Annotated in this window: 21 protein-coding genes and 1 pseudogene; 10 read left to right on the top strand and 12 right to left on the bottom strand. The window is 67.9% G+C overall.

All coding sequences use genetic code 11. The annotated features are described in order from the left end of the window. Window positions 1–13: 13 nt before the first annotated feature. Together gltB and Q8Q77_RS15830 are read right to left on the bottom strand one after the other, a co-directional pair. Window positions 14–4,642, bottom strand: coding sequence for a glutamate synthase large subunit (gene gltB, locus Q8Q77_RS15835; protein WP_305584615.1), 4,629 nt, complete (start codon window positions 4,640–4,642; stop codon window positions 14–16). Window positions 4,643–4,782: 140 nt separating this feature from the next. Next, window positions 4,783–5,928 (bottom strand): L-lactate dehydrogenase, encoded by a 1,146-nt coding sequence (locus Q8Q77_RS15830; RefSeq protein WP_305584602.1) that lies wholly within the window; start codon window positions 5,926–5,928, stop codon window positions 4,783–4,785. 177 nt (window positions 5,929–6,105) lie between these two features. On the opposite strand from Q8Q77_RS15830, the gene nth reads away from it, so the two are divergent. Then, window positions 6,106–6,747, top strand: a complete 642-nt coding sequence (gene nth, locus Q8Q77_RS15825; RefSeq protein ID WP_305584601.1) for an endonuclease III — start codon at window positions 6,106–6,108, stop codon at window positions 6,745–6,747. Between the two features lie 87 nt (window positions 6,748–6,834). After that, window positions 6,835–7,167, top strand: coding sequence for a hypothetical protein (locus Q8Q77_RS15820; RefSeq protein ID WP_305584600.1), 333 nt, complete (start codon window positions 6,835–6,837; stop codon window positions 7,165–7,167). Here Q8Q77_RS15820 and Q8Q77_RS15815 read toward each other — a convergent pair. The 6 genes from Q8Q77_RS15815 to rlmJ form a co-directional block, all read right to left on the bottom strand. After that, the gene (locus Q8Q77_RS15815) at window positions 7,164–7,838 is read right to left on the bottom strand and encodes a cytochrome b/b6 domain-containing protein (RefSeq protein ID WP_305584599.1); all 675 of its coding nucleotides are present in this window, start codon (window positions 7,836–7,838) and stop codon (window positions 7,164–7,166) included. The two genes, Q8Q77_RS15820 and Q8Q77_RS15815, sit on opposite strands and share 4 nt — an antisense overlap. Continuing rightward, the gene (locus Q8Q77_RS15810; RefSeq protein WP_305584598.1) at window positions 7,835–8,299 is read right to left on the bottom strand and encodes a cytochrome c; all 465 of its coding nucleotides are present in this window, start codon (window positions 8,297–8,299) and stop codon (window positions 7,835–7,837) included. Before Q8Q77_RS15810 ends, Q8Q77_RS15815 begins: the two co-directional genes overlap by 4 nt. A 66-nt stretch (window positions 8,300–8,365) precedes the next feature. Then, window positions 8,366–10,378, bottom strand: a complete 2,013-nt coding sequence (locus tag Q8Q77_RS15805) for an AsmA family protein (RefSeq protein WP_305584597.1) — start codon at window positions 10,376–10,378, stop codon at window positions 8,366–8,368. A gap of 54 nt (window positions 10,379–10,432) precedes the next feature. Then, the gene (locus Q8Q77_RS15800) at window positions 10,433–10,996 is read right to left on the bottom strand and encodes a sugar transferase (RefSeq protein WP_305584596.1); all 564 of its coding nucleotides are present in this window, start codon (window positions 10,994–10,996) and stop codon (window positions 10,433–10,435) included. A 64-nt stretch (window positions 10,997–11,060) separates the two neighbouring features. Beyond that, window positions 11,061–11,546 (bottom strand): hypothetical protein, encoded by a 486-nt coding sequence (locus tag Q8Q77_RS15795; protein ID WP_305584595.1) that lies wholly within the window; start codon window positions 11,544–11,546, stop codon window positions 11,061–11,063. Between the two features lie 75 nt (window positions 11,547–11,621). Next, window positions 11,622–12,437, bottom strand: coding sequence for a 23S rRNA (adenine(2030)-N(6))-methyltransferase RlmJ (rlmJ, locus tag Q8Q77_RS15790; protein WP_305584594.1), 816 nt, complete (start codon window positions 12,435–12,437; stop codon window positions 11,622–11,624). A gap of 89 nt (window positions 12,438–12,526) precedes the next feature. Between rlmJ and Q8Q77_RS20755 the strand changes: the two are divergent. The 5 genes and pseudogenes from Q8Q77_RS20755 to Q8Q77_RS15770 form a co-directional block, all read left to right on the top strand. Next, a pseudogene (locus Q8Q77_RS20755) lies at window positions 12,527–12,685 on the top strand (DNA topoisomerase IB); the annotation flags it as partial. Window positions 12,686–12,780: 95 nt separating this feature from the next. Next, window positions 12,781–13,263: a hypothetical protein gene (locus Q8Q77_RS15785; protein ID WP_371130464.1), complete on the top strand. Its 483-nt coding sequence runs from the start codon at window positions 12,781–12,783 to the stop codon at window positions 13,261–13,263. Between the two features lie 70 nt (window positions 13,264–13,333). After that, window positions 13,334–14,548, top strand: a complete 1,215-nt coding sequence (locus tag Q8Q77_RS15780) for an LLM class flavin-dependent oxidoreductase (protein WP_305584593.1) — start codon at window positions 13,334–13,336, stop codon at window positions 14,546–14,548. A gap of 228 nt (window positions 14,549–14,776) precedes the next feature. Next, on the top strand, window positions 14,777–15,595 hold the full coding sequence (locus Q8Q77_RS15775; RefSeq protein ID WP_305584592.1) for an arylamine N-acetyltransferase: 819 nt from the start codon (window positions 14,777–14,779) through the stop codon (window positions 15,593–15,595). A 99-nt stretch (window positions 15,596–15,694) separates the two neighbouring features. Next, a complete protein-coding gene (locus tag Q8Q77_RS15770) occupies window positions 15,695–15,904 on the top strand; it encodes a hypothetical protein (protein WP_305584591.1) in 210 nt (69 codons plus the stop codon). Here Q8Q77_RS15770 and Q8Q77_RS15765 read toward each other — a convergent pair. Beyond that, a complete protein-coding gene (locus tag Q8Q77_RS15765) occupies window positions 15,901–16,881 on the bottom strand; it encodes an aldo/keto reductase (protein ID WP_305584590.1) in 981 nt (326 codons plus the stop codon). The two genes, Q8Q77_RS15770 and Q8Q77_RS15765, sit on opposite strands and share 4 nt — an antisense overlap. 67 nt (window positions 16,882–16,948) lie before the next feature. Continuing rightward, window positions 16,949–17,230: a hypothetical protein gene (locus Q8Q77_RS15760; RefSeq protein ID WP_305584589.1), complete on the bottom strand. Its 282-nt coding sequence runs from the start codon at window positions 17,228–17,230 to the stop codon at window positions 16,949–16,951. A gap of 305 nt (window positions 17,231–17,535) precedes the next feature. Between Q8Q77_RS15760 and Q8Q77_RS15755 the strand changes: the two genes are divergently transcribed. Further along, the gene (locus Q8Q77_RS15755) at window positions 17,536–17,811 is read left to right on the top strand and encodes a hypothetical protein (RefSeq protein ID WP_305584587.1); all 276 of its coding nucleotides are present in this window, start codon (window positions 17,536–17,538) and stop codon (window positions 17,809–17,811) included. Between the two features lie 138 nt (window positions 17,812–17,949). Then, window positions 17,950–19,110 carry an esterase family protein gene (locus Q8Q77_RS15750; RefSeq protein ID WP_305584586.1) on the top strand — a complete coding sequence of 387 codons (1,161 nt, stop codon included), beginning with the start codon at window positions 17,950–17,952 and terminating at the stop codon, window positions 19,108–19,110. A gap of 144 nt (window positions 19,111–19,254) precedes the next feature. On the opposite strand, the gene Q8Q77_RS15745 is transcribed toward Q8Q77_RS15750, so the two are convergent. Further along, window positions 19,255–20,067: an acyl-CoA thioesterase II gene (locus Q8Q77_RS15745; protein WP_305584585.1), complete on the bottom strand. Its 813-nt coding sequence runs from the start codon at window positions 20,065–20,067 to the stop codon at window positions 19,255–19,257. Between the two features lie 2 nt (window positions 20,068–20,069). Beyond that, window positions 20,070–20,540, bottom strand: a complete 471-nt coding sequence (locus tag Q8Q77_RS15740) for a hypothetical protein (protein WP_305584584.1) — start codon at window positions 20,538–20,540, stop codon at window positions 20,070–20,072. A gap of 152 nt (window positions 20,541–20,692) precedes the next feature. Between Q8Q77_RS15740 and Q8Q77_RS15735 the strand changes: the two genes are divergently transcribed. Continuing rightward, the gene (locus Q8Q77_RS15735; RefSeq protein ID WP_305584583.1) at window positions 20,693–22,096 is read left to right on the top strand and encodes an aldehyde dehydrogenase family protein; all 1,404 of its coding nucleotides are present in this window, start codon (window positions 20,693–20,695) and stop codon (window positions 22,094–22,096) included. The last annotated feature ends 137 nt before the right edge of the window (window positions 22,097–22,233 follow it).

Genomic DNA, 22,233 nt, shown 5'->3' with positions numbered 1-22,233 from the left:
CCGACTTTGAAAGCTATTCGGCCGCGACGGCCGCGGCCGCCTGGCGTTCGGCGGCCATGTCGACCAGGGCGCGGCGATAGTCCTTGGGCATGACCTTGACGAAGGCGCCCAGCGAGGTCTCCCAGGTCTCCAGGATCTCGCGGGCCCGCCGCGACCCCGTATGGAGGTGGTGGCGCTCGATCAGGATGCGCAGCCGCTCGGCGTCGAAGGACAGCATGTCGCCCATGCCGTTGTTGTCGACCGACACGGCCTTCTGGCTGGGCATGTTGTCGTGGCCGACGCTGGTCACAGTTACGCAGTCCAGGTCGACCATCGCCTTGTTGCACAGGGCGTCGAAGCGCTTCTTCGGATCATAAACGTAGGCTACGCCGCCCGACATCCCAGCGGCGAAGTTCCGCCCCGTGTCGCCCAGCACCACCACCACGCCGCCGGTCATGTATTCGCAGCCGTGGTCGCCCAGGCCTTCCACGACCGCCACCGCGCCGGAGTTGCGCACCGCGAAGCGTTCGCCGGCCACGCCCTCGAAATAGGCCTCTCCGGCGATGGCGCCGTAGAGCACCGTATTGCCGACGATGATGTTCTCCGTCGGGTCGCGATTGGCCTCGGGCGGCTGGCGCACGACGACGCGGCCGCCGGACAGGCCCTTGCCCACATAGTCGTTGCCGTCGCCGGTCAGTTCCAAGCTGATCCCACGCGCGGCGAAAGCGCCGAAGCTCTGGCCGGCCTGGCCGCGGAACTTCAGGGCGATGGTGTCGTCCGGCAGGCCGGCATGGCCGTAGCGGCGCGCCACCTCACCCGACAGCATGGCGCCGACGGTGCGGTTGATGTTCTTGATCGAATATTCGCCGAGGACGGGCTTGCCCTCCTCCAGCGCCACCTTGGCGTCGGCGATCAGGGTGTTGTCGAGCGCCTTCTCCAGCCCATGGTCCTGGCGGTCCATGTTCCAGAGGCCCAACGGGCTCTCCGAGGGAATGGCGTAGAGCAGCTTGGAGAGGTCGACGCCGCCGGCCTTCCAGTGCTCGACCGCGTGGCGCATCTCCAGGCGGTCGACGCGGCCGATCATCTCGTTGACCGTGGCGAAGCCGAGCTCGGCCATGATCTCGCGCAGCTCTCCGGCGACGAAGAAGAAGTAGTTGATCACGTGCTCGGGCTGGCCGGTGAAGCGCGCGCGCAGCACAGGGTCCTGGGTGGCCACCCCCACCGGGCAGGTGTTGAGGTGGCACTTCCTCATCATGATGCAGCCCGCCGCGATCAGCGGAGCCGTGGCGAAGCCGAACTCGTCGGCGCCCAGCAGGGCGGCGACCGCCACATCGCGGCCGGTGCGCAGGCCGCCGTCGGCCTGAACCGCCACCCGTGTGCGCAGTCCGTTCAGCAGCAGGGTCTGCTGGGTCTCGGCCAGCCCGATCTCCCAGGGCGAGCCCGCATGGGTGAGCGAAGTCAGGGGCGAGGCGCCGGTGCCGCCCTCGAAGCCGGAGATGGTGATGTGGTCCGCGCGCGCCTTGGCCACGCCCGCGGCGACCGTTCCCACGCCGACTTCCGAGACCAGCTTCACGGAGATACGGGCCTTGGAATTCACGTTCTTCAGGTCGTGAATGAGCTGGGCCAGGTCCTCGATCGAATAGATGTCGTGGTGCGGCGGCGGGCTGATCAGGCCCACGCCCGGCGTCGAGTGCCGGACCCGGGCGATGTTCTTGTCGACCTTGTGGCCGGGCAGCTGGCCGCCCTCCCCGGGCTTGGCGCCTTGGGCCATCTTGATCTGGATGTCGTCGGCGTTGACCAGGTACTCGGCGGTGACGCCGAACCGGCCCGAAGCCACCTGCTTGATGGCCGAGCGCATGGAGTCGCCATTGGGCAGCGGCACGAAGCGGTCCGCCTCCTCCCCGCCCTCGCCGGTGTTCGACCGGCCGCCGATGCGGTTCATGGCCATGGCGAGCGTGGTGTGGGCCTCGCGGCTGATCGAGCCGAAGCTCATGGCCCCGGTGGCGAAGCGCTTGACGATCTCGGCGGCGGGCTCGACCGCATCGAGAGCGATCGGCGTGCCGGTCTTGAAGCGCATCAGGCCGCGGATGGTCAGCAGGCGTTCGGACTGCTCATTAATTCCTGCCGCGAAGGCCTTGTATTCATCCGGCAAATTGCCCCGCACCGCGTGTTGCAGCTTGCTCACCGTCTCCGGCGTCCAGGCGTGCTCCTCGCCGCGCAAACGGAAGGCGTAGGTCCCGCCGACATCCAGCATGGAGGCGTAGATCGGGTTGTCGCCATAGGCGTCGCGGTGACGGCGAACCGTCTCCTCGGCGATCTCGCGCAGGCCGACGCCCTCGATGGTGGTGGCGGTGCCGGTGAAGTACTGCTCGATCAGTTCGCTCGACAGGCCGACGCCGTCGAAGATCTGCGCGCCGCAATAGGACTGGTAGGTGGAGATGCCCATCTTGGACATCACCTTCAGCACGCCCTTGCCGACCGCCTTGATGTAGTTCTTGCGAACCTCGTAGGCGCTGAGCGCCGAGCCGGTCGAGACGCGGATCTGCTCCAGGGTCTCGAAGGCCAGGTAGGGGTTCACGGCTTCGGCGCCATAGCCCGCCAGGACGCAGAAATGGTGCACTTCGCGCGCTTCGCCGGTCTCGATGACCAGGCCGGTCTGCATGCGCAGGCCCTGGCGGATCAGGTGGTGGTGCACGGCCGCGGTGGCGAGCGCCGCCGGGATCGGGATGCGGTCGGACGAGACCTCGCGATCCGATAGGATCAGGATGTTCTTGTCGGCCAGGACGTTGTCGGTGGCCTCGCGGCAGACGCGGTCCAGCGCCCGTTCCAGGCCCGGCGCGCCCTCATCGGCCGCCCAGGTCGCATCAATGGTCGCTGTGCGGAAGGAGCCGTCCACCAGCTCGTTGATCGAACGGATCTTCGACAGGTCCTCATTGGTGAGGATCGGCTGGGAGACCTCCAGGCGCTTGTGGGTGCCGGCGTGGCGGCCCAGCAGGTTCGGCCTGGGTCCGATCATTGAGACCAGGCTCATGACCAGCTCCTCGCGGATCGGGTCGATGGGCGGGTTGGTGACCTGGGCGAAGTTCTGCTTGAAATACTCGTAGAGCAGCTTGGGGCGCTTGGAGAGCACGGCGATGGGCGTGTCGGCGCCCATGGAGCCGATCGGGTCGTCCCCCGTCTGGGCCATCGGCTCGAGGAAGAACTGGACGTCCTCCTGAGTGTAGCCGAAGGCCTGCTGGCGATCGAGAAGCTGCGCAGGGTCGTTGGAGAGCGCCTCGTTGAAGGCGATCTCGGGCAATTCTTCCAGCTTGAACTGGGTCTGGGCGAGCCACTCGGCGTAGGGCTCGGCCTGGGAGAGGGTCGCCTTGATCTCCTCGTCCTCGATGATCCGGCCTTCCTCCATGTCGATGAGCAGCATCTTGCCGGGCTGCAGCCGCCACTTCCGGACGATCCGCTCCTCGGGAACGGTCAGGACGCCGATCTCCGAGGCCATGATCACATGGTCCTGGTCGGTGACGACGAAGCGCGCGGGGCGCAGGCCATTGCGGTCCAGGGTCGCGCCGATCTGGCGGCCGTCCGTGAAGGCCACGGCGGCGGGGCCGTCCCACGGCTCCATCAGGGCGGCGTGGTACTCGTAAAACGCCTTGCGTTCGGCGTTCATCAGCGGATTGCCGGCCCAGGCCTCCGGGATCAGCATCATCACCGCGTGGGCCAGCGGGTAGCCGCCGGCCAGCAGCAACTCGAGCGCGTTGTCCAGGCAGGCGGTGTCCGACTGTCCGTGCGGGATCAGCGGCCACATCTTGTTGAGGTCGGGCCCCAGCAGGTCGCTCTCCAGCGTGCGCCGGCGGGCGTTCATCCAGTTCACGTTGCCGCGGACCGTGTTGATCTCGCCGTTGTGGGCGATCAGCCGGTAGGGGTGGGCGAGCTTCCAGGATGGGAAGGTGTTGGTCGAGAACCGCTGGTGGACCAGGGCGAGCGCCGATTCCGTGATCGGGTTGGCCAGGTCCTCGTAGAAGGTCCCCACCTGGCCGGCCAGCAGCAGGCCCTTATAGACCACCGTCCGGGTCGAAAAGGATGGCAGGTAGAGCTGGGTCAGGCCCGGCAGGTTCATCCGCGTGGCCATCTCGGCCAGCGGGTTCTGGAGCTGCTTGCGGACGGTCAGCAACTTCCGCTCGAAGGCGTCCTGGTCCTTGGTGTTGGGGCCGCGGCCGACGATGGCCTGGCGGATCACCGGCATCTGCGCCAGCACCGCCGCGCCCAGGCCTTCAGTGCTGATGGGCACTTCGCGCCAGGCGATGAAGGTCTGGCCTTCCACCTTCAGGAAGTGCTCGAACTGGTGGACGGCCACCTCGCGCGCGCCGTCGTCCTGCGGCAGAAAGCACATGGCCACGGCGTAGTCGCCCGGCGCGGGCAGATCGACGCCCTCCTTGCCGGCCCAGTCGCGCAGCAGACCGTCCGGGATCTGAATCAGAATCCCCGCGCCGTCGCCCACCAGCGGATCGGCGCCCACGGCGCCTCGATGGTCCAGATTGACCAGGATCTCCAGCCCGCAGGCCACGACCTCATGCGATTTGCGGCCCTTGATATTGGCCACAAACCCCACACCGCACGCATCGTGTTCGTTGCGTGGGTCGTACAGACCTTGACGTTCCGGAGCTCCCATCGGCATCCCTCACTCGTAAGCTCGCAGGCGTGCGCGGACGCGGCCAAACACGACCGTTCCGCACGCCAATTCGGCGCGCATCTACACGGCAAGATCAACCCTTGTCGATGGGTCAGAACCTGCGGAATTGAAAAGATTTTCTAAGGTGCGACGTCTAGTAGCGTTTTGTCGGCGTTTCGCGCCACATTGCACCCGGTCAGGATCATCGCCGTCGCAAGCTCGCTGCGCAGGGTTCCCAGCATCTTCTCGACCATCGGCTGGCCGCCCGCGCCGAGCGCATATGCCCAGGGCCGGCCGACGAAACAGGCGCGGGCCCCGAGCGCCAGGGCCTTCAGGACGTCCAGCCCCGACCGCACGCCGCCGTCCATGAAGATCTCCAGCTCGCCACCGACCGCGTCGACCACCGCCGGCAGGGCGGAGATCGACGAGCGCACCCCGTCCAGTTGCCGCCCGCCATGGTTGGAGACCACCAGCCCCTGCGCGCCGGCCTTCACGGCCTCGCGGGCGTCTTCCGGGTCCAGGATCCCCTTGATAACGATGGGACCGTCCCAGGTCTTGCGCACCCACTCGATGTCGGCCCAGGTCACCGTCCGGTCGAAGTTCCTGGAGATCCAGCTCAGGAAGTCGGTGACCTTGCGCCCCTCCGTCACCGCGCTCTGCACGCAGCCCAGGGTGTGCGGCCGGCCGCGCAGCCACACATCCCACAGCCATTCCGGATGGGTCACCCCCTGCCAGGCGGTGTTGAGCGCCCCCGACAGGCCGCTCGACCCGGTGAACCCCGAGCGAATGTCGCGATAGCGCGAGCCCGGCAGCGGCAGGTCGACCGTGAACACCAGAACCGGGCACCCGGCCGCCTTGGCCCGCGCCAGCAGCTCGGCCATGTAGCCGCGGTCCTTCAGCATATAGAGCTGGAACCAGGGCGGCATTCCGGCCGCGGCGACCTCCTCCACCGAACAGACCCCCACCGTCGAGAGGCAGAACGGCACGCCGGCCGAGGCCGCGGCCTTGGCCGCCTGGACTTCGCCGCGGCGGGCGTACATGCCCGCCATGCCCACCGGCGACAGGCCCACCGGAAAGCTCATGGTCTGGCCGAACACCTCGACGCTCATGTCCAGCGTGCTCATGTCGCGCATGACCCGCTGGCGCAGGGCGATGGCCTCGAGATCGGCGGTGTTTCGGCCCAGCGTCACCTCAGCGTAGCTGCCGCCGTCGATATACTCGAAGAACATCTTCGGCAGCCGCCGCCGCGCCAGCTCGCGGTAGTCCGACACAGACGCCGGCTTCATGATCGCCCTTCCCGTTTCCGCCCGGCGCCATTGGTACGGTCAAGCCAGGTCGTTGACAAATGTTCCGTATTTGTTCTTCTGCGGGTTATGCAAATCCGACTCGCCCTCCCCTCCGATCTGGCGGCCGTCCGCGACCGGCTCCGCGCCGTCTTCGGACCGCAGAGGACCGAGCACCGGATGGATCCGGTCTCCCAGCTCATCAAGGCCGTGGTCGGCTCGCGCACCTATGACGAGGTCGCCTGGGCCGCCTTCATCCGCCTGCGCGCGGCCTTTCCGAACTGGGCCACCCTGACGCTCGCCGATCCGGCCCAGATCGAGCCGGTGATCGATCCCGTCACCCATGCCGCCGACAAGGCGCGGCGCCTGCCGATCCTGATCCGGGTGATCATCCTCAAACGGGGCGAGCTGGACCTGGATTTCCTGAAGGACGAGCCGCTGGACGAGGCCATGGAATGGCTGACCCGCCTGCCTGGCGTGGGCGTGAAGGCGGCGGCGGCCAGCCTGAACTTCAGCACCCTGGCCCGTCCCGTCCTGACCGTGGACACCCACGTCCACCGGGTCGGTGAGCGCCTCGGCCTCGCCGCGCGCGGCGGCGACCAGAAGCAGGCCTACCAAACCCTGATGGAACAGACTCCCACCGACTGGGACGCCGAGCGGTTCTTCGAACTGCACTGGCTGCTCAAGGCGCACGGACAGTCGATCTGCACCCATTTCGACCCTGCCTGCGGCCTCTGCGCCCTGCGCGACGCCTGCCCGCGCGTGGGGGTCGGCCGCGACCAGGAGGGCGAGGTCGTGGCCTTCCGCACGCCTGGCGGCTAGACATCGGCCGTCGAATTGTGGCGTGTGCGGCGTTGGAGACGGGCGGCGACCGCGCTAGTTTGCGCCCATGGATTCTAGGAGCAATCGATGAGCGACCGGATTGAACGGCCCTGGGCCTTGATGCGCCACCATGCGGGCTGGGCCGACGTCTTCCACATCGAGAGCGAAACCGCCGATTCCATTACCGGCTTCTATCCCGATCGCGAGACCGTGGGTCCGCCGGTCAATTACAGCGTCCGCGCCGTCCTCGCCCGGTTCCCGACCATGGAAGCCGCCCGCGCCGCCCGCGAGGGCGCCGTGCTGGAATGGCGCAAGCACGACGAAGGGGTCCGCGAGGCCGAGACCAAGCTGCGTGACGCCGAGAAGGCCCGCGAGGAAGCCTGGCTGGGCTGCCTGCGCGACCACGCAAACGGGGGCTAGAACCGCAACCCCTTTGCCACGAGCCAGGCGACGCCGACCGCGAGCACCAGCCCGACCGCCAGGCTCCAAAGCCTGGCCGGGCGCAGCGCCTGCGTGGCGAAGGCGCTCTTGCCGGTGATCATCGCGCCAATCAGGTTCTGCCGCTTCCAGGCCCAGTAATAGGCCACCGCCAGCAGGTGCAGGACGACCAGCCCCTGCAGGACGCGGAACAGCAGTTCATGCAGTTCCGCGCAGAGCCGGCTCGTATCGAAGTCCGCCAGATGCGACAGCGGCCCGGACTCCAGCCCGTCGATGTCGCTGGCGAACAGACCGAGCACCGTCATCGCCAGCATCACCGCGATCATCGCCACGACGCTCCAAGCGCCGACCGGGTTGTGGCCCTCGACATGGCTGGGCGTGCGCTCGCCCGCGGTCCTCAGATAGGCCAGCGTCGTCTTCGGGCCTTTGAGGAAACTCGCGAACCGCGCGGTCGAGCCACCGGCCACGCCCCACCAGAGCCGGAAGACCAGCAGGCCCAGAACCCCATAGCCGGACCAGCGGTGGATCAGCATGTTCTCCTCGGCCGAGAACCAGGCGACCAGGATGAGGACCATCAACGACCAGTGGAAGACCCGCGTGGGCAGGTCCCAAAGCGCTACGCCGGGCGCGCGTGGTGGCGTCGGCTCGCTCATTTCTCGTCGGCGCGGAACGGCTTGTGGCAGCCGCCGCAGGCGGCGCCGGTCGCCTTGAACTGAAGCTTGATGGCCTCGACATCGCCCTCGCCCGCCACGGCGCGTAGCTTTTTGCTCTCGGCCTGCAGCGCCTTGGTGGCCTCGGCGAACTTGACGGGTTCGGCCCAGATATCGGCCTTGGCGCGCATCTTGATCCCCGTGTCGGGACCTGAGCCCTTCGGGAACCATTTGGGGATCGATAGGGAGAAGCCGTGGACCTTCTTGGCTTCGGCGGCGATCAGCTTGGTGTCCGGCGCGTCCTTCTTCAGCTCGTCGTTCACCGCCTTGAACGACTTGCCCATCTCCTTGTAGCTGGCCTGGCGCAGGGTGATCGCCTTCTCGACGGAGGTCGCCGCGATCGCGCCGCCCGCGGTCAAGGCCAAGACGAGGGCGATACTGACTGCGCTGGTCTTGCCTGACATGAACGTCTCCGCTGGGTTGTGGTCGAGCGGAGTTTGAGACGAGCCCGTCAGGCCCGTCAATCAAAGCTAGCGCTTGGCGGCGCTCTTTACGGGAACGCCCTCGCGGCCGGCGTCGGAGATCAGGGCGCCGCAGGCCGCGTCCTTGGCCAGGCCCAGGTCGACGAAAGGCAGGATAGCCGCCAGCGGAGCCGCCGCGGTCGCCAGCAATGCGGCGAATCCGCCCTGGGCGATGATGCGGTTGGTCTCCACCCCCACCTTGGGGCCGGTGATCGGCCCCCTGATGGTGATCGGCGCGGTGAGGCGGATCAGGCGCGCCTCCTTGGGGTGGCCCTCGATGCGGAAATCCATCCGCTCGGTCTCTAGGTCGATCGTTCCCCGCCCGGTCCCCAGCACGGGTCCGGTGTCGAAGACGATGCGGTTGGCGGTCATCACCCCGTTCTTGACCTGGAAATGGGCGACGGCGCAGCGCACGGCGGTCTTGCCCTGGTCCTTGGCCAGCAGCAGCCCCAGGCCCTTGGCGACATTGATCCCCAGCAGCTCGGCGAAGGCCTCGCGGATCTCCCCGCGCGGGATCACCGCCAGGACCTCGCCGTCGGCGTTAGCCGCCGCGCGGTGGACCGAGGCGCCGGCGCCGGTCAGCTTGATCCTGCCCACGAACGACCCGGTCAGCGGCGTACCGCCGGCCTTGATCGGGACAAGCTGTTCCAGCCGCGCATTGGACAGGCGCAGGTCGACGCTGGTGACGGGCGTGTCGTTGCGCGCATTCAGCCGCATCGCGCCGCCGATCCGGCCCTGAGGCAGGTCGAAGCTGACCGGATCGGCGGTCAGCAGGCCCGCGTCCAGCTTCACATGGACCGAGGCGGAACGCAGCGGCAACATGGCGTCGCGCACGCTGATCGCGGCGTATCTCACATCGGCGTCCATGGCCCGGATGCGGTCGACCTTCAGGGTCGCGTCGGGCAGCAGCCGGTGCTGGGCCTGCATCTGCCGGGCGACCGCCGCCTGCTCGGGCGAGGCCGTCTCGCCCTTGCCCACGGCCGGCGCGCCGCCGAACACGGTGGCCAGATCGTCGAAATCAAGCAGTTTCGAACGCAGGTCGGCCTTCATGAACGGCCGGTCGCGCCCGGTGTCGACGGAGAGTTCTCCGGCCAGGTCGGTGTCGCCCACTCGGCCGCCGATGCGGGCGATTTTCCAGACCGTCCCGTCGCGCGCCATCCGCCCGCTCAGCCGATAGGGCGGCGTGTTGGGCAGGGTCACGCCCGTCAGGTCGTAGAGGTCGGCGAGGTCAGGACCGTTGGCCGTGACGTTCATGGCGAACTGGCCCAGGTCGAAGGGCTTGGGGATCGCGCCCTTGGCCAGCACCCGGGTGGCCCCGGCGCGGATATCGGCGTCGAACGGATAGGGCTTGTCGGGATCGACGTTCAGCAGCGGGCCGCCGGTGACGTTCAACAGGAAGGGCGCGGCGTTGATGGAGCCCTTGCCCGCCATGACGAAGCCGCGATTGGCCGCGCTCCGGGTCTCGCTCGCGTCGAGCGTGGCGTCGAGGACGATCTTCCTCTTGGCGTCGGTGAACTTCAGCCGGCCGTCCTCGATCACGAAGCGGCGCACCGGCGGCAGCCGAAGCGGCTCGTCCTTCTTCCGGCCGTTGGAAAAGTCCCAGGTCGTCCGCCCCTGCCGATCGCGCAACAGCACCAGGTTCGGCCTGGCGAGCTCCAGCTTGAGCAGCACGACCCGGCCCCTAAGCAGGTCCAGCGCCTGGATCTGCACATGCAGCCGCTCGATCCGCGCCATCTGCCCGGCCCCGGCCCACTTGGGGTTGCCGATGCGGATACGGCCCACGGTGGCGCTGGGGGTCAGCGACCATAGCTTGACGTTCAGGTCGCCCTCGATCGCCACCTCGCGCCCGGTGCGCATCGAGGCGAACCGCGAGATCGGCCCACGGAGGTAGTTCCAGTCGAACAGGATCAGGAATAGGGCCGTGGCGACCAGCAGCACGCCCAGGATTCCGCCCGTCCAGACGAGCGCCTTGCGGCGCCTGGACATCCTGGGCGGGGGTGGGGTTTGCGGGTCGTCGGTCAATCATCGGCTCCGGAGACTCCCCCAAACGCGCGAGCGACCGGTTCGGTTACAGTCTCAGTGCCGCACGCCGTGGCCGGTGACCGCGGCCAGGCCGGTCAGGGCGATGATCTTGAGATCGAGCAGGAAGCTGCGCCGGGCCAAGTAGTCGGCGTCCAGCCGCGCCTTGTCGGCGATGGGCAGGGCGTCGCGGCCGTTGATCTGCGCCCAGCCCGTCAGGCCCGGACGCAGCGCATCCACCCCGGCGGCGGTGCGCAGGGCCACCAGGTCATCCTGGTTGAACAGCGCCGGCCGAGGACCGACCAGGCTCATGTCGCCCCGCAGCACGCTCCAGAGCTGGGGTAGTTCGTCCAGGCTGGAGCGGCGCAGGAACGCGCCCAACGGCGTGATCCAGTGATCCGCTTCGGGCAGCAGGTGCGTCGCCACGTCGGGCGCGCCGACCCGCATGGTGCGGAACTTCGGCATCGCGAACAGCGCGTTATCGCGCCCCACCCGCCGCGACCAGTGCAACGCCGCGCCCGGACTCTCCATGCGCACGGCGATCGCCACGACGGCGAGCACCGGCGAGAGCACGATCAGCCCCGCGAGGGCCGCCAGGATGTCGAACGCCCGCTTGGCCACCGCTCCTCCCACCCTCCAAAGGTGCGGATAGAGCCTTAGCGCGCCGAGCGCCCGCGCGCCAAGCTCAGGCGGGATCGTCGACGATGGGACGCATGGCGCGCGCAGTCTTCGCCTTGGTCGCCACGGCGGGCTCGGACGCGGCTTCGACCATCGGCTCGGGTTCAATGATCGGTTCGAGTTCGATGGCGGGCGCGGCTTCGACCACCGGCTCGGGTTCGGTCAGGAGTTCGGCGACGGCGACGAAGGCCGCCTCGGGCTCGGCCGTCGCGACGGGTTCCGGAATCTCCGCCTCGGGCTCCGCCGGCGATGCGGCTGCCTCGATGGCTTCGGGCAGCTCGATCGTCGCCGTGGCCGGCGCCTGGGCGAACAGGGCCTCGATGTTCGTCGCCCCGCGCCAGCGACTGAACCACCAGTAGGCGACGCCGGCCGAGGCCGCGCCGGCGTAGAGGAACCAAAACGGCGAAGCCGCTCCCAGCGGCACATAGATGGCGCTCTTGGGGTCGAACTTCGGTTCGGCGGGGGACTCGGGAAGGGTTTGCGACAGGACCATGAACGCCTCCAAACGGCTAAGGTTGTTGCAGCGCAACAAATCCTAGTCGATCTCTTCGCAACTGCAAAATGACACTTAGGTGGCGGTCCAGATTCGCGCCGATCCGCCCTGCCCCAGGGCGCCGACTGTCCAATCGCAGATCGATTGCAGGGTCTGCGCCATCCCGGCCGGCGCGCGCGCCAGAACCAGGGCGCAGCCGTTCATCTTCATCGGATCGGTCAGCGGCCGCATCCGGGCCTCGGCGATCAACAGCGGCCCCACATTGGCGTCCTCGGCGTCGCGCACGAAGCTGTCGAAGGTCTCCAGGTCCTTGAGCGGCAGCCAGATCATCACCACCGCCCGCGGATTCTTGGCGGCGATGGCGGTCAGGGCCTCGACGCAGCGGCGATAGTCGTCGGACTTCTCGAACGGCGGATCGATCAGCACCAGGGCCTCGCCCTCGCGCGGTAGCTTGGCCGCGGCCTCCCCATAGCCGTCGGCGCAAACGGTCCGAGCCGCTGGCCAGGGTGTGAGCGCCTGGGTAAGCGCTGCATGCTCCTCGGGGCGAAGTTCGCAGGCTAGGTAAGTGTCGCCCTTGCGCAGGGCGCCGGCGATCAGCAACGGCGAACCCGGATAGAGCCGTGTCGCGCCGCCGCCGTTCAACTGGCCGACCGCCGTGCGCAGCGGCTGGAGCGCGGCAGGCAGGTCGCCCGCCTGCATGAGCTGTCCGATCCCCGCTTGCGCCTCGCCGGAGCGCTGCGCCTCGGCGCCGGAAAGGTCGTAGAGGCCTCGCCCCGCATGGGTGTCGATCACGCTCAGCGGCCGCGGCATGTGGGCCAGCAGATCCAGCAGGGCCGCGTGCTTCACCAGGTCGGCGAAATTCCCGGCGTGGAAGGCGTGGCGATAGTTCATCGGTGCTCGGAACCCTGCCCCACCGCTCACGTTGAGCGCCGGCGAGGGGCGCTTCCTGCCATGGCTCGCGGAAATCCCAAAGGCGCGCGATGCCTCGCGGCGCCGCCGATGCGCCGTCCCTGGACGGACTGACCTATGTGAACGACGGCGATCCAGGCGGCGCCCGCGTCTCGACCGCACGCGGCCTCGCCTATCTCGATCCCGAGGGCCGGCCGATCAAGGACCCAAAGACCCTGGCGCGTTTCGCCGCCCTGGTCATCCCGCCGGCCTGGACCGACGTCTGGATCTGCCCCAGCCCGCTACCCTGCGCGACCGCCACGCCAAGATCACCAATGGCGGCGCGGTGTTCGAATTCCGCGGAAAGAGCGGGAAGAGCCATGTCACCGGTTTCCAGGACCAGCGTCTCGCCCGGGTGGTCAAGGCCTGCCAGGACGTTCCGGGCCAGCGGCTGTTCCAGTACATCGACGACGACGGCAAGCGCCGCGCCGTGGAGTCCGCCGACGTCAACGCCTACATCCGCCAGGCCCTGGGCGAGGACTTCTCGGCCAAGGACTTTCGCACCTGGGCCGGCACGCTCTCGGCTGCCCGGGGCCTCGTCGTCCAACCGCCCGCCGCCGAGGCCAGGCGCAACGTCACCCGCACGGTGAAGGCGGTGGCGACCCTGTTGGGCAATACCGCCGCGGTCTGCCGGGGGTCCTACATCCATCCCCTGGTGCTGGAGTCCTACGAACGCGGCGTCCTGCCGCTCAAACCCGGCGCCTCGGCCCGCGCGTTCGAGCTTTCGGTACTCCGTTTCCTCGAAGCGGCCCAGGAAGCCGCGACCTGAAGCTTTCCCCTAGGCATCCGCCGCGTAATCGGCGTTAGGGTCGACCAAAACACCCCCAGGGAGGGCTCACATGCTCGGAGACAAGCTGCGCTTCGGCGCCTTCATCGCGCCGTTCCATCCGATCGAGGAGAATCCGACGCTGGCCATCCAGCGCGATCTCGAGCTCGTCCAGTGGATGGACCAGCTCGGCTATGACGAAGCCTGGATCGGCGAGCACCATTCCGCCGCCTACGAGCTGATCGCCTCGCCCGAGGTGTTCATCGCCGCCGCGGCCGAGCGCACCAAGCACATCCGCCTGGGCACCGGAGTCTCGTCCCTGCCCTATCATCACCCGCTGATGCTGGCCGACCGAATCAACCAGCTGGACCACATGACCCGCGGCCGGGTGATGTTCGGGGTCGGTCCCGGCGCCCTGGTCTCCGACGCCTTTATGATGGGAATTCCGCCCTCCAAACAGCGCGACCGCATGGACGAGGCCTTGGAAGTGCTGGTCCCCCTGCTGCGCGGCGAGACGGTCACCCACAAGTCCGACTGGTTCGAACTTTCCAACGCGCGCCTGCAGATGACCCCCTATTCGCGGCCCAGCGTCGAGATCGCGGTGGCCAGCCAGGTCTCGCCGACCGGCGCACGGGCGGCGGGCAAGCACGGCGCGGGCCTATTGTCCCTGGGTGCGACCTCCACCGGCGGCTTTAACGCCCTGGCCTCCAACTGGGCCGTGGCCGAGGAGCAGGCCAAGGAGCACGGCCAGACCATGGACCGCCGCGCCTGGCGCCTGGTCGGTCCCATGCACATCGCCGAGACCCGCGAACAGGCCATGGCCGACGTCCGCTTCGGGCTGGAGAAGTGGATCTACTACTTCCGCGAGATCGCCAACCTGCCGATCGTGCCGGCGGACGCCGACAACCCTGTCGAGGCCCTGATCAATTCCGGTATGGCGGTGATCGGCACGCCGGACGACGCCGCGGCCAAGATCCAGCAGCTTCTCGACGAGAGCAAAGGCTTCGGCGCCTTCCTGTTCATGGCCCACAACTGGGCCGACTGGACCGCGACAAAGAAGTCCTACGAGCTGTTCGCCCGCTACGTGGCGCCCCGCTTCCAGGACCTGAACGTCAACCGCCAGGCCTCCATGGACTGGGTGAAGTCCAACAAGGCCGAGTTCACCGGCCAGATGCAGGCCGCCGTCGGCGCCCGCATCGTCCAGCACATGATGGAGAAGGGCTCCGAGAACATCCGCCCCGAGATCGTCGAGATGATCACCGGCGGGGCGAAGCCGCCGGGGGAATAGGGCGTCGGACATCAGATGCTCCCCTCCTGGGGGAGCTGTCAGCGAAGCTGACTCAGGGGGACTTTGACTCTTGCTTGCGGGCTGCAACCCCCTCCATCACGTCGCCGAAGTAGGCGACGCGCCACCTCCCCCTAACTGCGCTACGCGCTGGGGGGAGGATCTGACGGACTCTTCAATCGGCTGGCATCGGGGCGGCGGCGTACCTAGCTTGGTCGGGTAACTTCGGGGATGCACGACGTGGACGTACAGGCCTATCTCGACCGCGTCGGCTTCTCGGGCCCCGCCAGGGCGGACCTGGCGACCCTGACCGCCCTCCACCGCGGTCATCTGCGGTCGATCCCCTACGAGAACCTTGACGTCCAGCTCGGCCGGCCGATGACCCTCGACACCGGGGCCGCCTTCGACAAGCTGGTCACCCGGCGGCGCGGCGGCTGGTGCTACGAGATGAACGGCCTGCTGGGCGCGGTGCTGCAGGAGATCGGCTTCTCGGTCACGCGGATGGCCGGCTCGGTCTCCCGCGGAGAGCGCGGCGACCGCCCACTGGGCAACCACCTGGTCCTGCGCGTCGAGTTGGACCGGCCCTATATCGCCGATGTCGGCTTCGGAGATGGCATTCTCGAACCCTTCCCGATGAGCTTCGGCGACCTCGACTGCGCCGGCTACAGCTTCCGGCTCGAGGACCTCGACGGGAAATGGCTTCGGTTCCACAACCACGCCAACGGCGGCGCGCCCTATTTCGACTTCACCCTCGCGCCCGCCTCGCCTGACGAACTGGGCGCCACCTGCCGTTGGCTCTCCACCTCGCCGGAGTCGATCTTCGTCCAGACCGCGCTCGCCTTCCGCCACACGCCGGACGGGATCGTCGCCTTGTTGGGCCGCGCCCATCGCCGCATCCGGCCCGATGGGAAAGAGACGACGCTGCTCAACTCCGCCGAGGAGTTCGTCGCCGTCCTGAAGCAGGACTTCGGCCTCGACGTGCCGGAGGCCGCCGCCGCCTGGCCCGCCATCCGCGCCAAGCACGAGGAATTGTTCGGGGCCGAGGCCTGAACGTTAAATGGTTCCTACCGTTCAAGTCATAAAAGCGTGCCTGGACATCCTGAGCGTGCGGCCCCTAATCCCCCTCGTTGGGGAAAAGGAGACGCAGACATGCTGGACCTTTCGCTTCCGCCGTCCGTGACCGTCAGCCCGACCGTGGTCGGCGTCTCGGTACTGACTGATGACGGGATTACGGTGCACGTCAGCCTGCCCCGCCCGCGCGGCCTGCACGACCTTCCGGCCGACGTGGTCGCCGATCGCGCCCTGCACCTGGCCAGGGCGGCTCTCAAGACCGCCTCGCAAACGCTGGGAGCCGCCTAGCCCTCGGTGTCGATCGAGGCCTGCATGGCCTGCGCATAACGGGGGCCGGTGACGGTCTTCTCATTCACCAGCGCCTCGATCTTGGCCATGGTCTCAGACGACAACGTCACTTCGGCGGCCTTGGCGTTTTCGGCCATGTGGGCAGGCGAGGTGGTGCCGGGGATCGGGACGATAATCGGATCCTTCTGCATCAGCCAGGCTAGGCAGAGCTGGGCCGGCGTGCAGCCCGCCTCATCCGCAATGGCGGCGAACGCCTTGTAAAGATTCAAATTTGCGGCGAAAGCCTCGCCCTGGAACCGCGGCATGTCCTTTCGGAAGTCGCCCTCGGCCAGGACGCTCGGATCGAGGACCCCGCCGGCCAGGAAGCCGCGGCCGACCGGGCTGAAGGCTACGAAGGCGACGCCCAACTCGCGACAGGCGTCCAGCACCGCGATCTCAGGGTTGCGGGTCCAGGGCGAGTACTCGGTCTGCAGCGCGGTGATCGGGTGGACGGCGTGGGCGCGGCGCAGGGTCTCGGCCGAGACCTCGGACAAGCCGATGGTCTTGATCTTGCCCTCGGCGACCAACTCCGACAGCGCGCCGACGCTCTCCTCGATGGGCACGCGCTTGTCCCAACGATGCAGGTAATAGATGTCGATGATGTCGGTCTGGAGTCGCTTCAGGCTGCCTTCGCAGGTGGCCTTCAGGATTTCCGGGCGGCCGTTCAGTTCGCGCTGGTCGCCATTGGTCAGGCCGCACTTGGAGGCCAGGACGAAGTCCTTGCGGCGGGAGCCCAGCACCTCGCCGACCAGGGTCTCGTTGTGGCCGATCCCATAGACCGCGGCGGTGTCGAAGAAGGTGTAGCCGGCGTCCAGCGCGCCCTTCAGCACTTGCTCGGCCTGTTCGCGCGGCGGCGGCGGACCATAGGCGTGGGACAGGCTCATGCAGCCCAGACCGATGGCCGAGACCTCGAAGGGACCGATTCGACGCTCAATCATGCCTACGCTCCGTGCCTCTGGTGACGCTCGCTAAAGCGTCGAGCCGAGGCGCGAGGTCAAGTGTAGCTTAGGGGTTGACCGTCATCTTGATGACGATCCGACCCGGATTGGCGAGCGCGAAGCTCTCCGGGACCTCGATCTGCGCGGCCAACTTGACGGCCGCCTCGGCCTTGGCGCCCTCGGCGTCCAGCGCCTTGCAGTCGGTCAGGCCGGTTTCCGAAACCTGGCAGTCCAGCAGCACGGCGGTGGCGACGGCCTCGACCATCGGCGCCGGCGCGACGGCCGAGGCGGGTTGGGCGGCGGCGGAAGCCGAAAGCGCGGCGGCGGCGGCAAGAACGGAAAACAGCATGGGGCCTCGGCGATTAACGAAGATTAGTCAAAGGTGAAGCCTGCTGGAACGCAAGTGTTTCATTCCGGCGCCTTCACGGCCCTCCGTCGCAATGCCCATGCCGGGCGCCTTCAAACCGAGCCCGACGCCCATCGATATTGCATCGCAATAAGATATCGTTGCGATGCACAATATTCACTTGAACCCCATGCGGCGCAAGGATTACCCAGGAGTCGGGCGTAGCGGTCGCCGTTAGATTTGGCTGCCGTCCAAAGGGAAACGTCGGGAGGTGGTTGGTCTTCAACCCCCTTTCGGGACTTCAGATTATGATCCGCACCTTTGCTCTTTCGACCCTGGCCGTTCTGGCCATCTCCGCCCCCGCCCAGGCCGCCTCGGTCAAGGTCAACCTGGTCGGCAAGTCGCCCGCCCAGATCGAGGCGGACGTCACCAAGGCCGCCAAGAAGGTCTGTTTCTACGAGACCCGCAGCGAGACCCTGGCGCTCGACGCCTATGGCCGCTGCGTGAAGGCCACCACCAAGACCGCGCTCAGCCAACTGGCCACCGCCCAGGCCCAGGCTGGCACGACCCTGGCCGCGCGCTAGGCCCAACAAAGCCAACGACCAAGCAAAGGCCGGCGGCGACGCCGGCCTTTGTCATGTCGCGAGCTTGGCTGTACGCGCGAACTCCTCCTATGGTGATCGAAGCAACCATAGGATGTACCGATGCCGAGAACTGCTGTCTTGCTTGGGCTCTGGCTCGCCCTCTGCGCCCTGCCGGTTCTGGCCCAGCAGTCCGTTCCGAAGATCGACGCAGCGCCGACGTGCCTAGAGACGCCAACCGAGGTGTGTCGGACTGGTCGCCGCTTCCCGGTCCAGGAAGCCGAAAACCGCCTCAAGGGCGAGGCGCTCGCCTGGTGGATCGAGAACGACACCCTCAACGCCGTCGCGCGTCGTTCGGGCGACTATGCGCTGCTCTGCTGCGCGGTTCAGACGCCGATGGAGCGGATCGAGGGAGGCGTCGATCTATGGGCCATGTCGATTCGGGTTCCCGACCTGCCCCACGCGCAACTCACCATTGGCGTGTTTCCCACGCGGCAGCCGATGACGCGCTGGCGGGGGCCACAGGCGGCGAAGCCCGCCAGCCGCACAAGCATCCCAGCCGATTGGATACGCGACCTCACGATCTCATCGCGCGCGATGGGCGAGCGTCGAAAGCTGACCATTTACGCGCCACCGAACCCGCCACCTGGCCGGCGATACCCTGTGATCTACATGGCGGACGGAGACAGCGTGCACGGCCGGGCCGGAATCATTCATGCGCTGGTCCAGGACGGGAAACTTCCTCAAGTCATCCTGGTTGGCCTTTGGCCAGCGCCTGCCGAGACCGCCCGTGACGCTGGCCCAGGCATCCAGTTTCGCCACCAGGAGTACCTGATCGGCTTCGAAGGCGGTGACGCCCGGTTTGCGGCTCATGAGCGCTTCCTGCTTGAAGAGGTCGTACCCCTGGCCGAGCGCGAGTTCGCCGCTGCGACGGTCCCGCGCCAGCGGGCCGTGACAGGTTATTCGAACGGTGGTGGGTGGGCGTTGCAAATGGGCGCACGGCATCCGGACGTATTCGAGAAGGTTATTTCGCTCTCGCCTGGCGGCGCTTCCGGTATCCAGAGATTGCACGGCGCGCGGTTCGGCGACGTCTTCCTCGGCGGTGGGACGCTCGAGCAGGGTTTTGGAAATAACGCCCGCACGGCGGCGGCCCTGGCGGCGCCTAGCGCCCGCCGCCTTTGGTTGGAGCTGCGCACCGCTGGCCATAGTGAAGATCTCTGGGAGGATCTGTTCGCCGAGGCCACGGTCCGGATGTTCGGCGACGCCGGTCCACCGACCGCTCCGGAGTCCACCCCGCGATGATCGACATGACGCCCGACCTCGCCGCCACGCTCAATGCAGTCTGCGCCACCTCAAGCGAGATGGAGGACGACTGGTGGGTGTTTGGTGGCGCCGGCATGACGATGGTCGGGGTTCGCGGACTCTCGCCGCCCTGGAGGCGCTGGCCTAGCCCCGTTCCCCATGCACTCGGACGATCAGCGACTGGCTGGCCGTGGCCATCAGCTCGCCGTCCTGGGCGAACAGGTACATGGCCCCGTGACCGAAGCCGCCGTGGATCCCCAGGATGCGGGTGTCGCACAGCACCCAGTCGGTCGGAACGATCGCGCGCACGCGGATGGTGTTGTCCAGGCTGTTGCCGCCGGCGTTGAGGCCGAGCGCGTTGCCCACCGCGCCCGGCACGAAGTCGGCCATGATCGCCAGCATGGTGGCGTCGATGGCGATCGCCTCCCGCGGCCGGATCCACAACAGCAGCCGGCCGTCCTCGCCATCGCCGGCGTCCGTGCCGCCATAGCGGCCCTTGGCCACCCGCACCTCGATGCGGCTGTGCAGGTCCTCCCCGCCCCCGCGCCAGTGGGCGGCGGGCGGGCAGTCTTCCGGCGGGGCGCAGTCGGGCATGGTCAGCCACTGGCGCGACAGGTCGCTCGGCCGCGCGCCCAGGGCGGCGTTGACCGTGAAGATCTCCTTGTCGCCGACGTGGCCGATCACCCGGGCCTGGCTGTTGTACTTGCCGGCCGCCGGGACCCAGACGTCCAGGTCCACCACGCTGGGCGGCCGAGCGTAGGAGAGGTACTGCGCCGTGGCCCAGATCACCGGCCGCTCGCAGGTCCGCTGCAAGGCGGCGATGGCCGAACCCAACCCCACCCCGCCGAACATGAACAGGTTTCCGGGCGGCCCCACGCAGACGCCTGGGCTCAGCGGCAGGTACCAGCGGTGCGGATTGTGCGTCGCCTGGATGTCGAAGAAGAGTGGTGCGGTCATGGTCAGCGCGACGCCGCGGCGGCTTCGGTCTCGTTCTGCAGGCGCTTCTCGGCTTCCTTCATCAGGGCGTCGGTGGAGAGGTTGCGGGCCTCGCGGGCCTTGATCTCGTCGACCAGCCGCTGGTCGGCGTTCTGGACATGCAGGGCGTAGAGGAAGGCGCCGAAGCCGCCCAGGGCCGCCACGGTCAGGACCAGGGCCGCGATCGCCGCCATGCTGGTCCAGGCCTTGGACTGTTGTCCGGGAGGCGCCGGCTTCAGATAGGCCGCGCCGATGAACACCACCCCGGCCAGGAAGGTCGCGCAGCCGGCCTGGTGGATCATCGCCCGCTGGCCCACCAAGTCGGCGTTGGCCACCACGCTGGGCGCCAGGCCGATCAGCCGGTTGCCCTCAGTGAGTTGCGAGACCTCGATTGTGCCGGCGAACACCACCTGGGCCAGGCCCAGCAGGGCGAGAATCCATCCGGCGATGATCATGAGGGGCCTCCACGCCGGGCGAGCGGCGGACTCGGTTCAAGGGCGTCCTAGTTATCACGGCCCGCCGGGCTTTCGACTTCCGCTCGCGCAGTCTTGACCGCCGCTGCGGCAGGTGAGCGAGATTTCGCCAACCCCAGAGGGAAGGAAGCGCCATGGCCCAGTTCAAGCTGCTCATCGACGGTCGTCTTGAAGACGGCGACGCCACGATGGATGTCATCAACCCCGCCACCGAAGAGCCGGTCGCCACCTGCGCCCGGGCTTCCAAGGCCCAGCTCGACAAGGCCGTGGCCGCGGCCAAGGCCGCCTTCCCAGCCTGGCGCGACACGCCCATCGCCGAACGCCGCGCGACCTTGGTCGCCATGGCCGACATCATCAAGGCCAATGCGCCGGAACTCGCCCGCCTGCTGACCCAGGAACAGGGCAAGCCCATCGAGGCGGCTACCGGGGAGGTCTACGGCGCCTCGGCCTTCTTCCGCTATTTCTCGACCCTCGACCTGCCGATCAAGGTCCTGGACGACGGTCCGGGCCGCAAGGTGGAGGTGCGCCGTCGCGCCCTGGGCGTGGTCGGCGCCATCGTGCCCTGGAACTTCCCGATGATCCTGATGGCTTTCAAGGTCCCGGCCGCCCTGCTGGCCGGCAACACCGTGGTGCTGAAGCCCGCGGCCACCACGCCGCTCTCCACCCTGCGCTTCGCCGAACTGGTGAAGGATTGTGTGCCGGCCGGAGTGCTCAACGTCATCGCCGACGCCAACGACCTGGGCGGGGCGCTCACCGCCCATCCGGACATAAACAAGATCTCCTTCACCGGCTCCACCGAGACCGGCAAGAAGGTGATGGCCGGGGCGGCCGACGCGCTGAAGCGCATCACCCTGGAACTGGGCGGCAACGACGCGGCCATCGTGCTGGGCGACGTCAATCCCGAGGCCACGGCCGGCAAGATCTTCAGCGCCGCCTTCCAGAACTCCGGCCAGGTCTGCATCGCGGTCAAGCGGGCCTATGTGCACGAGAGCATCTACGACCGCGTCTGCGCCGAACTCGCGAAGCTGGCCGACGCGGCCGTAGTGGGGGAAGGCCTGCAGCAGGGCGTCCAGATGGGCCCCCTGCAGAACAAGATGCAGTACGACAAGGTCCTGGGCGTCATCGAGGACGCTCGCAAGACCGGCAAGATCATCGCCGGCGGCGGCGCCATGGAGGGCAAGGGCTACTTCATCCGCCCGACCATCGTGCGCGATATCACCGACGGCACGCGGCTGGTGGACGAGGAGCAGTTCGGCCCGGTCCTGCCGGTGATCAAGATCCGCGACGGCGAGGATGCCCTGGCCCGCGCCAACGCCTCGCTCTACGGCCTGGGCGGCTCGATATGGTCCAACGATCTGGACCTGGCCTATGACCTGGCCGGCCGCATGGAGAGCGGCACGGTCTGGATCAACAAGCACGCGGAACTCGATCCCGGCATTCCCTTCGGCGGAGCCAAGACCTCGGGCATCGGATCGGAACTCGGCGAGGCGGGCCTGGCGGAGTTCACCCAGATGCAGGTCATCAACATGGCGAGGTGACCTCGTGGCCAGGCTCATATAGCCTCCGAGCGAGAGGCCGCCGATGATCGCGTCCTTGGCGCCGTCAGCGTCGAGGAGCGCGGGCATGTCGGCGACCGTGGCTTGCTCCGTATAGGCCGCCGGGTCGTCGGGATAGT

Source organism: Phenylobacterium sp., from assembly GCF_030698145.1.
Lineage (GTDB): Bacteria > Pseudomonadota > Alphaproteobacteria > Caulobacterales > Caulobacteraceae > Phenylobacterium.
This window is presented reverse-complemented; position numbering and strand designations above follow the sequence as displayed.